Below are 12,922 nucleotides of genomic sequence, written 5' to 3' on the forward strand. Positions count from 1 at the left end.
AGACGGTTTTCAGAATTCTTTAAATTAAGAGTTCAGACGTTCAAACGACTGTCTCGAAAGTTCCTCCCGATGATCCGGATGCGCAATGGAAATAAGGGCTTTGGCTCTTTGTTTCAAATTCTTTCCGAATAGGTCTACCACTCCATATTCTGTAGCGACATAATGAACATGAGCGCGGGTTGTGGTAACGCCGGCACCTTCTTTAAGATAAGGAACGATCTTGGAAATCCCCTTGCTGGTAATAGAGGGCATGGCAATTATAGCCTTACCACCTTCCGAAAGGGCAGCACCCCTGATAAAATCCATCTGACCGCCTACGCCCGAATACTGTACTTTACCAATAGTGTCGGCGCATACCTGTCCCGTAAGGTCTATCTCTATGGCCGAATTTATCGCTGTCACCTTGGGGTTCTGTCGGATGATCGCAGTATCGTTGGTATAAGCCGCTTCTTTAAAGTGGACCAGCGGATTATCATCAATAAAATCGTATAACTTTGGTGATCCAACTGCAAAGCAGGTAACCAGCTTTCCCGTTTTGATCTCTTTTTCTTCTCCGGTGATTACGCCTTTTTCTATAAGAGGAAGCACTCCGTCTGAAAACATTTCGGTATGAACTCCGAGTCTTTTATGATTGGTAAGATTGTTCAGAACCACATTCGGTATTCCGCCGATTCCCATCTGCAGGGTAGCACCATCTTCAATAAGTTCCGCAATATGTTTCCCGATCTGTGTTTCAACTTCGGTGGGTTCGGTAAGATGTGCCGAATGGATAGGCAGGTCAACCTCAACGGCTGAGTGGATCCGGTCTATATGAATTATCCCGTCCCCGTGAGTTCTTGGTACATTCGGATTGATCTGTGCGATTACTTTTTTGGCATTCTGAATGGCCGGCAGCGCCACGTCTACAGAAACGCCCAGCGAACAGTACCCATGTTTATCTGGTGGTGAGACCTGGATAAATGCAAAATCAAGGGGCAGTATATTCTGCCTGAAAAGCTGGTGGATCTCACTCAGGAAGATAGGAATATAGGCGCCATAGTTGGAATTAACGGCCTGTCTCACATTGGAGCTCACAAAACAGCTGTTGGTTATGAAAGACTCATGGTAAGGAGGCTGGGTATATAAAGCATTTCCTTCGGTATGTATCTGGATGAGCTCAACTTTCTTAAGCTCCTGATATCGCTGGCAGAGGGCGTCTATAAGCACATTAGGGGTCATCGCTGCTCCCTGTAAGAATATTCGCTGTTGGGATTTCACTTCCTTCACCGCTTCCTGGGCAGAGACTACTTTTAAGGTCTTCATATACTGTTTTTTTAAAAAATTATCCGGGTAAGGTATTATAACACCTTAGGAAAAGATAGAAAAAATTAGGGGGATGGCTTATCGGCTATCTTTCGATAAAAAGATTGAACTGTACTTCTATCTCTTCATCTACTTCTATAAGACCGAAGGCTTTGGTTGGGGGCTCAAGTGCAAAATCCCGGATGTTCATTCGGAACTTTCCTTTAAAACTGCCTTCTCCAATATTTACAGGCAGACTGTAGTGATTCTTTTTTCCGGCTAGTTCAACCGTGATGAAAGCTTTTACATATTCACTTGTCATAAGCTTCACCTGGTCTATTTTTATTTTAATCTCGGGATATTGGTCAGATTTCAAAAGGTCCTGAAAATCTTCGTTCATTCTCCTGTTTCCACAGTCGAAGCCATTGGTGATAAGCTCAAGCTTAAGATCAGGAAATATCAGGCAGTCATTTTCGCTGGAGTACTTCACAGATCTTTTATTGGAGATATGATCTATGTCAAAGCGACAATCAAATTTGTTTACATTGGTACTTCCTACGATAACAAGTTCGCTTTGCGGAAGTATCCTCAGGGTTTCCTTATCAAAATCTTTCTGTGCCATAAGACCGGCGCAGAAAAGCAAACCACATATGCACGTTAAAAGATTTTTCATGATAGGAGAATTTAGGTTTTACTTTAAATTAATTCGGGCAAAGTTTTCAATAAGCTTGGGGGATCTTATTCAAAAACTCTGCCCGAAATTAAGGTTCTAAATATTAGAAGCTAATCACTGCTTCAATGTTGAAACCATTGAACTGTGCATCGTCATAGACTGTTCCGGCAGGATAGTCATTATACTGCTGGTTTACGTACTCAATTTTCGCAAGAACGTTTTTGGTCAAGAACCAACCAGCACCTAGGTTGAAACGGTTAACAGAAACATTATCATTGCTTGCAGTATTGTAACGTGCACCTAGGTAAAAGTCTTCAGTTGCACCAAATCTGTATAGAAGCTCACCTGCATACTGATTCCAGTCATCATCTTCAGTTGATGCATTTTCATAGATTCCAAAGAACTCAAGTCCTCCTATTTTTACGAATGGGTTGATCATGAAAGAAGTAAGTTCTTCTCCTTGGGCAGGGTTAATTCTACCAGCTCTGAAATCACCCTCTATTACATTGTAGTATCTTGATCCTGCACGGTCACCACTGTATAGGTATTGTGTAGCTCCTCTTGAACCAATTGGTCTGAATCCTGAGTGGAATACAGATCCTGTTAATCTGAATCGGAAATCTTCACTTATTTGCTTGTCATAACCAAATTTGGCAAGGTAAGAAGGATCTCTATCGCTTTTTTTGGAACTTTGGTTAATTGTACTGTTAGTAAATCCTACCATTGCTAACCATGGTCCATTCATGTAGTACACTTCTGCACCAACTTCGGTAGTAAAGGCGTCCATCAGGTAGTTACCTACGAAAGGGTTGTAAAGAGCCATCGCGTTGTCAGATCTTCTGAAGTGGGCGTCACCATAGTTGTTCTCCATGTGTCCGATCTTAACTCTCCAGTTGTCCATAACCCCTGCAAGGTCTTCGCTGATCCATTCAAGACCATCGATCTGGATGTATCCACCTTTAACGTATGCTTCAGTGTGGTGTTGAGAAGAAAGATAGGTTCTCAAGTGCATTCTCATACCTGGAGCTAATGCCACATCAAGATCAAGGTTGGCAGTAGCAAGGTTGAAATTAGTTCCAAGTTCGGTAAGATCGTCCTCCCCTGAAGAATTTTCCTGTCTTAGTCCTTGTAATTGAATAGTGGAAGCTCCACCTACTCTTACATGTACTCCGTCAAAAGTAGAAGCTGTGTCTTTTGGAGCTTCGAACATGTTTATACCTCTTTGATCACGATAACGGAAGTTATCTAAATCTCTCTGGTTTTGTGCCATCCCTGGCATCGCTATTAGTGCCATAAGCACTACACTTAGATATTGGATAGTAGTTTTCATCTTGTTAAATGTTTAGATTGAAGTTTACTTAATAAAATGGGTTTCAAATTTAATTTTTACGGTGTCGCCGGTACTAATAGTGCCGAACATTGCAGTTGGGGGTTCTACGCCATAGTCTGTCATTTTTAGTGTATACTCTCCTTTAAGTACGATCTTTCCGGAGTTTGGTATGAGGTTAAAATCAAGGTTAATGTTCTTTTTAACACCGGCTATTTCAAGGGTTCCGGTAGTCTTTACTTTATAGCCATTTGAAGCTGAGGTGATCTCTTTTACTTCTTTAAGCTGGTAAGTAATCTTTTTATTTTTATCGGTATCAAGAGCTTTATATGCGTTCTTGTCCATTCCGCTCTTTCCACTTTTTAAACCTTCTGCTTCAACAGTGAATCGCAGAGCATCTATTTCTTCCAGTTTTCCTTCGTCAAGATCAGCCGTAATCGTTCCGCTGGTACTTTCCGCTTCCATTGTCCAGTCATGGATATTAGATGTTCCTTCTACTAACAGGCTGGACGCCTTGTTGTTAAGGGTGTAAGACTGGGCATTAAGGTTAATGTTCATTCCTACGCTTACGATCAGGGCTATGATCAAAACTTTAATTGTGCCGTAACTTTTCATGATAATTGCGTTTTTAAATCAGTACAAAGTTGCGGCAGGAGTACCTGCTAAAATATGACGGAAGTCAGGTTTTAGGCTAGTTTTGCGATTGTGTGTTTAAAAATGACCATTATCAGATTTTGCGAGGATTTTTGAGCTGGAATTTTGAAATCTGAATTATGTGTATATGTTAGAAGCTCTAAGCTCTAAGCTCTAAGCTCTAAGCTCTAAGTTTTAAGTTGTGATTTATAATTGTCAATTATCAAGGGGGTTTTCTCTTCTTTTGAAAATATGTAGTTTTGCAATTCAAATTTCTCCACTATAATATATAGGTACCCTACTGCGAGAAATTGAAAGTTTATCATTTTAATATATAGATCGCAGTATGCCCTGGTATGTAGTACGCACCAAGCCACAACATGAGGTAAAATCATCCCGGATCCTTGAAGATCTTGGCGTGGAAGTTTATTGCCCGGTTATTACGGAGGTCAGGCAGTGGAGCGACCGAAAAAAGAAGCTTAGGGTTCCTCTTTTTAAATCTTATTTATTTGTAAATCTGGAGACTAGTAGTCGAAACCGTGTCTTTGAGGCGCCGGGGGTCATCAATTTTGTGCACTGGCTTAAAAAACCGGCAATAGCCCGGCCTGAAGAGATAGAGGCTATTAAAGCCTGGATGAACAATGATAAACTTGATGACTTTAAGGTGGAAAACCTTCGTCCGGGGGATGAAGTGGAGATCAAAACCGGAAAATTCGCGAATAAGAAGGCGATCATCAAAGAAGTGGGTGATAAGAAGCTCAAACTTGTGCTTCCGGGAATTGGCTGGGTGTTAACGGCTAATATTCAGGATATTATATGATTTTATTAGTATAAATTTAACTGAAGATTCCCAGTATTTTATATTAAAATCTGTTTTTTCCTCAACCATTTAATGAATAAGACCTTATTTATTCAGGACTCCTTAATTTTAAGTTAAAATTTTAACACTACTTCCTTGCTGTAGGATTCTCTTCCTATTAAATTTGCAATCTGAAAAATACAGCCTGAATCTTAACCCTACTTATGAACTCTTAGTCTTGCCTGGCTAAGATTTTCCCAATCAGGTCTTAATAAAATTTTTACGGGAGTTCCTTTCTGGGATTCACGGCGGCGAAGCCATGTTTTTAATTTAATTTTATGTCTGAAATTATTCATGTTCTACTTACCGGTGGAGTTGGTAGCAGGCTTTGGCCTTTATCAAGAAAATCAAGGCCTAAGCAGTATATTGACCTTTTTGGGGGCTATTCATTATTTGAACTTTCTGTAAAGCGTAATGAAGAGCTTACTACTAAGCTAAATGTGGTGGGGAATAAGGATAACAATGAGTTGTCCAAAAGATCACTTGGTAAGCTTGGAAAGATAGACTATTCGAATATCATAGAGGCTACTCCAAGGAATACCGCTCCGGCTATCGCCTTCGCTGCCTTTGCGGCACAGCCGGAAGATGTGCTTTTAGTTACCCCGGCAGATCATATCATCAAGGATGGTGAGGAATATACAGGAGCTTTAAAGCGAGCTATCGAACTAGCTGGTGAAGGTTATATCGCAACTTTCGGTATTAAACCGGAAAAGCCTGAAACAGGCTATGGTTATATAGAGCATAAAGAAGAAGATGTTATCGCATTCAGGGAGAAGCCAGAGCTAGAAACAGCAAAAAAATTCCTCAATGCAGGTAATTTCCTTTGGAACAGTGGGATGTTTTGCTTTAAAGCAGGTGTTTTCATTGAGGAATTAAAAAAATATGAGCCTGAGGTTTTTGCCAGCTCTATGGAAGCCTGGTTTAACAATAAAGAAGGAAAGTTGGATCTGGAAGATTCTATGAAGATTCCTTCTATCAGTGTTGATTACGCGGTTATGGAACGCAGCAAAAAGATAAAGGTGGTACGATCAGATTTCGAATGGAGTGATATGGGAAGCTTTGAGGCGATCTATGATTACTTAAAAGGGCTGGGCCACCCGGTAGATGAGAACGGGAATATGCAAATTGGAGAAGAAAAATTTACTTCTTTTGTGGGTTTGAAAAATTGCATATTAGTCTCAACATCAGATGCAAATCTTGTTTTGTCAAAAGATGTATCTCAGAAAGTAAAGGATATTTACCTGAATCTTCAAGAAGCCTATTTATAAAATTGAGATTAGCAGTTATTCAACAGTTGAAAGCTCTAAGGTTAATAGCCCTGCCGGTTATATCCAACAGGAAAAGGAATCTATTGATTTTGACCCAGGTTATCAATGCATTGGTTGCATTAGGCTCAGGTAAGCTGATTGCTGAATTCATTGCACCAGAACAATTCGGACTTTATAATTTACAATTTGCTGCTTTCACCTTCTTTTTTTCCCTTTTAGTAGGGCCGACAATAACTTTCATAAAATCGTCATACTCCCAATTAATACCGGACTATGGTCTTAAACCGTTTCTTTATGTTTTAAGTTTACTCGCGGGTGTTTTATATATTAGTTTGCTTATCTTTTTTAGGGTTTACAAATCGGGAGAATTTATCAATTGGTCCCTATACATTATTTTCTTTTTCTTAATCCCTGTAAATATTTTGGTTTCCTTTCTTGCAGATCAATTTAATGTACTGGATAAGATAAAATCTTTTTCCGCTTTAAGTATAGTGAAATCTATTTCTGGAATAGGTTTTTTAATACTATGTTTCTTCTGGTTGCCCAGGTTTACTGAAGGCTATTTAGTTTTATGGGGAATGCAACTGGTAATAGGTTTGTTTGGGGTGATTCTATTCATTTCTAAACTGAAGAAATTTCCTAGCCAGTCTTCTATTTCTAGTAAAGATTTATTGAAAAAACAATGGATTTTTACGGCACCTTTGATGTTTTTAGCAATTTGGTCATGGATCAACAACTATTTCGACAGGTATATTATTGAAGCCTACCTCGGATTGGGTGAAGTGGGTATTTATAATGCAAATTATAGCTTAGGTTCAAAATTCTTTTCAATGCTGAACCCTGTTTTTCTTGTTTTGTTGACCCCGTTGGTATATCAGAATAATTCATTGAAATTCAAGAAAGAAGCTATAAAAAAATACGCCTTTTGGTACTTTATTTTAGGTTTAAGCTTCTTGATATTAATCTACTTTACAACAGATCTCTTAGGTGAATTATTATTATCTGAAAACTATAGCGAAGGATTCTATATTATTTTTTGGATAGCTGCTTGTTTTTTGATTATGACAGCAACCTTTTTATATGAGACTATTTTTTATGCCCGACATTCTACAAAGGTCATTCTTTATGGCAACATTCTGGGAGCGGTCACTAATATTTTATTTAATCTAATGTTTATACCTGCCTATGGATTAAACGGGGCTGTTGCCGCAATGCTGGCATCTGTTTTAATTAGGTTTGGTTTTATCTATTATAAGTTTAGTCGTATATGAAAATTGCCATTATTGGAGCAATTAATTTTGATAGCCTGGAATACCATCTAGAAGATGAACTAAAAAACCAGGGTCATGAAGTTGTGATTTTTGATTTTAAGAGAATTTTCCCAAAGAAGATCGACTTCGGAATTTCTCAAATAAGTGCTTCTTTTGTAGAAAAGAAAAATAAAGAACTGCTTTCTCGCATCCTGAATTTTTCACCAGAATTGGTAATTGGCGTGTATAGGCATATCCATCCATCAGTTGTAAAAGAAATAAAAGCAGAAGGGATAAAAATTATTCATATAAATCCAGATGCTCTAACAAATCTACAGAACCAGCAGTTATTTGCGGAGCCTTATGATGCCTATTTCACAAAGGACCCTTATATGGTAAGTTTTATGAGAGATAAGTTAGCTTTAAATGTTTTTCAATACCAGGAGGCTTTCAATCCTCGTGTTCACAAAAATTCCGAAGTGTCTTACGAAGAACTGGAAAAGGAGGTGGATATTGATGTCCTTTGTTTTGGTAACCTTTACCCCTACAGGAACAGGATGCTCCGACTGTTGAAAGGAAGAGGGATAAATATAACACTGTTCGGACATCCATCTAAGTATTTTGATCCCTACTTAGATGAAAATTATCAGAATCGCGGGATATATGGCGATGAAAAAGCAAAAATATTGAATGGGGCCAAGATCGTTCTAAATAATTTTCATTATGCAGAAATTGAATCAGTAAATAATAAATTTTATGAGGTTACCGGCTGTGGGGCATTTCAGATTTGTGATTACAAACCCATTTTAAAGGATTTAATACCTATTGATCCCAAACTGGTAAGTTTCAGAACTATCGATGAAGCAGAAAGCCTTATCAATCATTATTTAGTGAACCCCGAGGAGAGATGGGAATTAAGAAAGCTTCTTAATGACTATTTTCGAAAAAATCACACGTACGAAAAAATGGTGAATACAATTTTTGATAGCATATGACTTTAAGGCTTACATCTATATGCTCTTTTTATTTGAAAGGAGTCATATGGATAACTTATGCGATATTTTTAATTGTTTTAGTCGGATTTGGCTACATTGACAATCCTAATATTCTTTTCGAACTTTTACTATGTGGTATTTTGATTCAGTTGACACTGATAACCTTTATTAATCATTGGAGAAAATATGGTAGACCTTTACTTTTGGATTGGTTTCGATTAACAACCTTTCTTGCAATAATTCTGAATTATTTTCAACTGATATTTTTTTTAAATACAAATAGGGGGATTTGGGTCAATAATTTAGTATTTCTGAAAAGCGAGAATTCAATGATGGTTCTTGTTACAATATTGACTGGGCTGTTGGCTATGAAAATAACAGATTACTTTTCCAAACCAAAGCAGAGCGGTTTTGTTTCTATTCAATTTGATCTTAAGAATAAAAAAATATTCTTTTACTCCACCTTATTAATAGCCTTTTTTAATCTTTATTTGATTTTAACAGGGAAAATTGGGTATGGAAGTGACTCTAGTATATTATACGGGACTTTTTCCTTCATATTTCAGGGTTTTCAATTAATTACTCCATTCTTTTTAATAGTGTTGGCTTTTATAAAGTTTTCTCCCGTACGCTATCCTGGAAAATATAATTATCTGTTTTATTTTTTCTTCATAGTACAAATTTCAACTGGTTTAATTTCCGGTATGAAGGAGAGTGTTTTGGTTCCAATCATCTTAATTAGTGTACCTTATTTAACCTATAATCATAAGATTCCCAAAAAAATTATTGTTTTAGGGTTTTTATCCCTTTTAATTCTTTATCCTGTCAATACTGTTTATAGAAATATACTGAATAATAAAGATATATCTAGAATTAGTGCCTTTAGATTGGCTACAACAGAAGTTCTGAGTGACGATTTCGTTGATAATTTAATATCCGGAGGGCAGAGTTATTCTTCAAGGTTTTCTTTATTTCCTTGGGTTATGTATAGTGTACAAGAAGAGAAAAATTGGACAGAATACAAAAATTTAGACAGATACCTAATTTTACCCCTCGCTTGGATAATTCCTCGAACTCTACTTCCAGATAAACCAACTTCCAATACAGGGGCTATTTTATATAAAAAAATTACAGGTAGCGAGAGCAATTCGGTTACCCCGTCAACCTATGGATGGGCTTATTTTGAAGGTGGTTTAATTCCTGTTTTTATTTCTTTTCTACTTTTTGGTCTTTTAATTTCGATCATTGAATCTAAAATAAATATGGACTCATTATTGGGTTTAATCATTTTTACCACGCTTATTACCGGTTTGATAAAAGTTGAAGCTGATATTTACTTTAGAATTGCAGGCATATTTCAGTTACTAATAACAATCTTTTTTTTGTATAAAGTTTTTATAAGGAAACCGAAAACTGAAATTTTATATCCGTAAAAATGAAAATTTGTCTCATATATCGTCAACCTGAAAAAAGTCGACATAGTATTGAAAAGGTCTTTCAAACTATTGCTGCGGAATTAGAAGATGCAGGACATCAAGTGGTGAATGTTTTTCATAATGGATCTTTAAGAGAGACAATAGTTGCGATACGAAAAACAAATGCGGATATTTTTCATATCACGGGTGATATACATTATTTGTCATTTTTTCTTCCAAGAAAAAAGACTGTCCTAACTATTCACGATATTGGTTCCTTTAAAAATAATTCCAAAACCTTTAAGATATGGGTTCTTTATATTATATGGTTTTTTCTTCCAGTTCATTACTTAAGAAAAGTAACAGTAGTAAGTAGATTAACTAAAAACGATATTATAAAATATACTAAAGTCTTTCCCTCAAAGATAACGGTAATTGATAATCCATTAAGTTTTCAAATGGAGTTTTCTCCAAAAAAGATTAGCCAGAATCCAAAAATTCTTCAAATCGGATCTGGATCTCATAAAAACCTCAGGACTCTAATACAAGCTGTATCAGGAGTAAATTGCTCTCTAATTATTATCGGGAAACCTGATATTTTGGAAATTTCTCTTATGAAAAAAAAAGGTATAAACTTTCAAATTTTATTCGGGATAACTGATGAAGAGATGAAGCAAATATATGAAGAAATTGATATTTTATTTTTTGCTTCATTCTCGGAAGGTTTTGGTCTGCCAATAATTGAAGCACAGGCAAAAGGCAGGCCTGTTATTACCAGTCATTTAAGTCCCATGATTGAAGTTTCAGGAGGATATGCAAAACTAGTCGATCCTAATTCTTCAGAAGAAGTCCGAAAAGCTATTTACGATATTATTGAAAATCCTTCAGAAACAAGAAAAATTGTTACAATGGGATACGAAAATAGTTTGAGATATAATCCAAGAATTATTAGCGAAAAGTATTTGGATTGTTATTATTCCACAAAAAAATCTATTAGTTAAATAAAATTTTCCGAATTCAAAGAATGGAAATTTATGTTTGGCAACTTAAGCCGAGTATGCATCAGTTGAATCTGGTTAAAGGGTTAAAGAAAATTAGTAGTACTTATCTTATCTTCCAGGAAGAAAATTTGGCTACAGAGAGAAAGGCAATGGGATGGAATGACGATGGGCTTAAACCTGATTTTCTGCTTGAAAGAAAAGAGGACATGACAAAGTTTATCTATTCTTTAAATTCTTCATCCTATCACTTATTTGGAGGTTTCAAATCCTCCCCTGAATTAATAGTCGCCCTAAAGTTATGCATTAAACTCAAGATGAAGGTGTACGTCCAATCTGAGGCTTCGGATTATTTCGGACTAAAAGGAAAATTACGTGTCCTACTAGACAAATGGAAAGTAAGAAAAATGAAAGATCAAATTTCTGGTGTTTTTGCAATTGGAACATTGGGAGTCAATTATTTTAACCTTATTGGATTTGATAAAAATAAAATTTTCCCATTTGGTTATTTCATGAATTTTCCGAAGAAAATAGATAAATCTAGAAGTAAGCTTGTAGGGAGTAATTTCCAATTAATATTTGTAGGTCGACTAATTAAGCAAAAAGGGGTGTTACAACTTTTAAAGGCACTGCGTTTTGTGGAAGGGAATTGGCACCTTACAATTATCGGGAATGGTCCCGAAGAGTCAAATTTGAAAGCTATCGTATGTAAAGATACCAAACTAAAGGAGAGAGTGAAATTCGAAAACTTCATGAATAATAAAAAAGTGCTAATTAAAATTAGAAATTCCGATCTTCTAGTGCTTCCTAGTATTGGGAAGGAAGGCTGGGGAGCTGTAGTGTCCGAATCTCTTATGCAAGGAATACCTGCAGTGGTTACAGAAAAATGTGGTAGCTCTATGCTTCTTAATAATTCTAATAGAGGAGAAATTGTAAGAGCAAATTCTAAAGAAAGTCTTAGTCTAGCAATAGCCTCAAGAGTACAAAAAGGAAAATTGGATTCTAATCAAAAGAGTCAAATTATTCAGTGGGCTAATTGCTTATCCGGGGATATGGCTGCAAAATATGTAATTGACACAATGCTTAATAAAAAGCCTATCAATCCATGGGTAAATTAAAAGTCATACATATAGTGCCTTTTATTGGTGATGAAGCCAGTGGCCCAGCCTATTCAGTGCCTGCGCTTTGTAGTGCTCTCTCAAAACTAAATTGCGAAGTGGTTTTATACACACTTGCACCACTTCCCGAAAGAAAGTTTGATTTTAGGGTAGAGGCATTTTCAAGAAGTTCAATTCCTACTTCAAGTTTTGGATTTTCTTGGAGAATGTATAAAAGCTTATCAGAAGATGCAAAAGATGCGGATATAATTCATAACCATAGCCTATGGATGGCACCTAATATATTCGCGGGATTTGCTGCCAAAAAGGCAAATAAGCCATTGATCAATTCTCCCAGGGGTACATTGTCGAGTAAAGCATTAGAAAGGTCTTCCTGGAAGAAATCTTTAGCATTGAAGTTAGGCCAGCGATTTGCTTTAAATGCAACTGAATGCTTTCATGTTACAGCGCAACATGAACAATCTGATGTTAGAAATTATCAAAATAAAACACCATCAGTGGTTATACCAAATGGAATTGATCTACCCTCGCTAAAAGGAGTGTCACTAAACAAAGAAAAAACGGTTTTGTTCTTAGGTCGAATACACCCCATCAAAGGTTTAGATATATTGTTAAAATCTTGGAAAAATCTTGGTGATCATACTGAAGGATGGCAGTTAAAACTGGTGGGTAAAGGAGACCAGAAATACGTTTCTAGCCTAGCTAATATTATTGAAAAATATAATATTGATAACATTCAGATACTCGATCCTGTTTATGGAAGCGATAAAAACGTCGTCTATCAAAAGGCTAGCATTTATGTCTTACCTAGCTACTCAGAAAACTTTGGAATGACCGTAGTAGAATCTCTTTCTAATGCAACCCCGGTAATTACCACAAATAAAACTCCATGGGAAGATCTTCAGAAGAAAGGTTGTGGTTGGTGTATTGAACCATCTGAAGAGGAATTGACCAAAGCTTTGCTCGCAGCTCTTTCCCTTGATGAACTATTGCTAAAAGAGATGGGAGGCAAGGGACGTATTTGGATGGAAGAGGAGTTTTCATGGAAAGAAATATCGAAAAAAATGCTTTCCTTATACCAAGAGTTAAAGAATTAACTTTTTTA

The 12,922-nt window shown here is 36.5% G+C and carries 12 protein-coding genes; 8 read left to right on the forward strand and 4 right to left on the reverse strand.

What is annotated here, in order from left to right:
- Positions 1 to 24: 24 nt before the first annotated feature.
- From EZJ28_RS01550 to EZJ28_RS01565, 4 genes are all read right to left on the reverse strand, one after another.
- Entirely contained in the window at positions 25 to 1,302 is a 1,278-nt protein-coding gene (locus EZJ28_RS01550; RefSeq protein ID WP_131394153.1) for an acetyl-CoA hydrolase/transferase family protein, read from the reverse strand.
- 85 nt (positions 1,303 to 1,387) lie between these two features.
- A complete protein-coding gene (locus EZJ28_RS01555; RefSeq protein ID WP_131394155.1) occupies positions 1,388 to 1,954 on the reverse strand; it encodes a YceI family protein in 567 nt (188 codons plus the stop codon).
- 103 nt (positions 1,955 to 2,057) lie between these two features.
- The gene (locus EZJ28_RS01560) at positions 2,058 to 3,284 is read right to left on the reverse strand and encodes a hypothetical protein (protein ID WP_131394157.1); all 1,227 of its coding nucleotides are present in this window, start codon (positions 3,282 to 3,284) and stop codon (positions 2,058 to 2,060) included.
- A 24-nt stretch (positions 3,285 to 3,308) separates the two neighbouring features.
- Positions 3,309 to 3,896: a YceI family protein gene (locus tag EZJ28_RS01565; RefSeq protein ID WP_131394159.1), complete on the reverse strand. Its 588-nt coding sequence runs from the start codon at positions 3,894 to 3,896 to the stop codon at positions 3,309 to 3,311.
- A 364-nt stretch (positions 3,897 to 4,260) separates the two neighbouring features.
- On the opposite strand from EZJ28_RS01565, the gene EZJ28_RS01570 reads away from it, so the two are divergent.
- The 8 genes from EZJ28_RS01570 (at position 4,261) to EZJ28_RS01605 (ending at position 12,914) form a co-directional block, all read left to right on the forward strand.
- The gene (locus EZJ28_RS01570; RefSeq protein WP_131394161.1) at positions 4,261 to 4,734 is read left to right on the forward strand and encodes a UpxY family transcription antiterminator; all 474 of its coding nucleotides are present in this window, start codon (positions 4,261 to 4,263) and stop codon (positions 4,732 to 4,734) included.
- Positions 4,735 to 5,051: 317 nt separating this feature from the next.
- Complete coding sequence (locus EZJ28_RS01575) at positions 5,052 to 6,041, forward strand: mannose-1-phosphate guanylyltransferase (RefSeq protein ID WP_131394163.1); 990 nt, start codon at positions 5,052 to 5,054, stop codon at positions 6,039 to 6,041.
- 2 nt (positions 6,042 to 6,043) lie between these two features.
- Positions 6,044 to 7,312: an oligosaccharide flippase family protein gene (locus EZJ28_RS01580; protein WP_131394164.1), complete on the forward strand. Its 1,269-nt coding sequence runs from the start codon at positions 6,044 to 6,046 to the stop codon at positions 7,310 to 7,312.
- Positions 7,309 to 8,286, forward strand: coding sequence for a glycosyltransferase (locus tag EZJ28_RS01585; RefSeq protein WP_131394166.1), 978 nt, complete (start codon positions 7,309 to 7,311; stop codon positions 8,284 to 8,286). Before EZJ28_RS01580 ends, EZJ28_RS01585 begins: the two co-directional genes overlap by 4 nt.
- A gap of 329 nt (positions 8,287 to 8,615) precedes the next feature.
- Positions 8,616 to 9,719: a hypothetical protein gene (locus EZJ28_RS01590; protein ID WP_131394168.1), complete on the forward strand. Its 1,104-nt coding sequence runs from the start codon at positions 8,616 to 8,618 to the stop codon at positions 9,717 to 9,719.
- Positions 9,720 to 9,721: 2 nt separating this feature from the next.
- The gene (locus EZJ28_RS01595) at positions 9,722 to 10,702 is read left to right on the forward strand and encodes a glycosyltransferase (RefSeq protein ID WP_131394170.1); all 981 of its coding nucleotides are present in this window, start codon (positions 9,722 to 9,724) and stop codon (positions 10,700 to 10,702) included.
- Positions 10,703 to 10,725: 23 nt separating this feature from the next.
- A complete protein-coding gene (locus EZJ28_RS01600) occupies positions 10,726 to 11,817 on the forward strand; it encodes a glycosyltransferase (protein WP_131394172.1) in 1,092 nt (363 codons plus the stop codon).
- Positions 11,805 to 12,914, forward strand: a complete 1,110-nt coding sequence (locus tag EZJ28_RS01605; RefSeq protein ID WP_131394174.1) for a glycosyltransferase — start codon at positions 11,805 to 11,807, stop codon at positions 12,912 to 12,914. The genes EZJ28_RS01600 and EZJ28_RS01605 overlap by 13 nt, the downstream gene beginning before the upstream one ends.
- The last annotated feature ends 8 nt before the right edge of the window (positions 12,915 to 12,922 follow it).

This window comes from Gramella sp. KN1008 (genome assembly GCF_004332155.1).
Classification (GTDB): domain Bacteria; phylum Bacteroidota; class Bacteroidia; order Flavobacteriales; family Flavobacteriaceae; genus Christiangramia.

Coding starts and splice junctions, on each gene's coding strand:
- EZJ28_RS01550 (WP_131394153.1), bottom strand. CDS start 1,302: ATGAAGACCTTAAAAGTAGTCTCTGCCCAGGAAGCGGTGAAGGAAGTG.
- EZJ28_RS01555 (WP_131394155.1), bottom strand. CDS start 1,954: ATGAAAAATCTTTTAACGTGCATATGTGGTTTGCTTTTCTGCGCCGGT.
- EZJ28_RS01560 (WP_131394157.1), bottom strand. CDS start 3,284: ATGAAAACTACTATCCAATATCTAAGTGTAGTGCTTATGGCACTAATA.
- EZJ28_RS01565 (WP_131394159.1), bottom strand. CDS start 3,896: ATGAAAAGTTACGGCACAATTAAAGTTTTGATCATAGCCCTGATCGTA.
- EZJ28_RS01570 (WP_131394161.1), top strand. CDS start 4,261: ATGCCCTGGTATGTAGTACGCACCAAGCCACAACATGAGGTAAAATCA.
- EZJ28_RS01575 (WP_131394163.1), top strand. CDS start 5,052: ATGTCTGAAATTATTCATGTTCTACTTACCGGTGGAGTTGGTAGCAGG.
- EZJ28_RS01585 (WP_131394166.1), top strand. CDS start 7,309: ATGAAAATTGCCATTATTGGAGCAATTAATTTTGATAGCCTGGAATAC.
- EZJ28_RS01590 (WP_131394168.1), top strand. CDS start 8,616: ATGATGGTTCTTGTTACAATATTGACTGGGCTGTTGGCTATGAAAATA.
- EZJ28_RS01595 (WP_131394170.1), top strand. CDS start 9,722: ATGAAAATTTGTCTCATATATCGTCAACCTGAAAAAAGTCGACATAGT.
- EZJ28_RS01600 (WP_131394172.1), top strand. CDS start 10,726: ATGGAAATTTATGTTTGGCAACTTAAGCCGAGTATGCATCAGTTGAAT.
- EZJ28_RS01605 (WP_131394174.1), top strand. CDS start 11,805: ATGGGTAAATTAAAAGTCATACATATAGTGCCTTTTATTGGTGATGAA.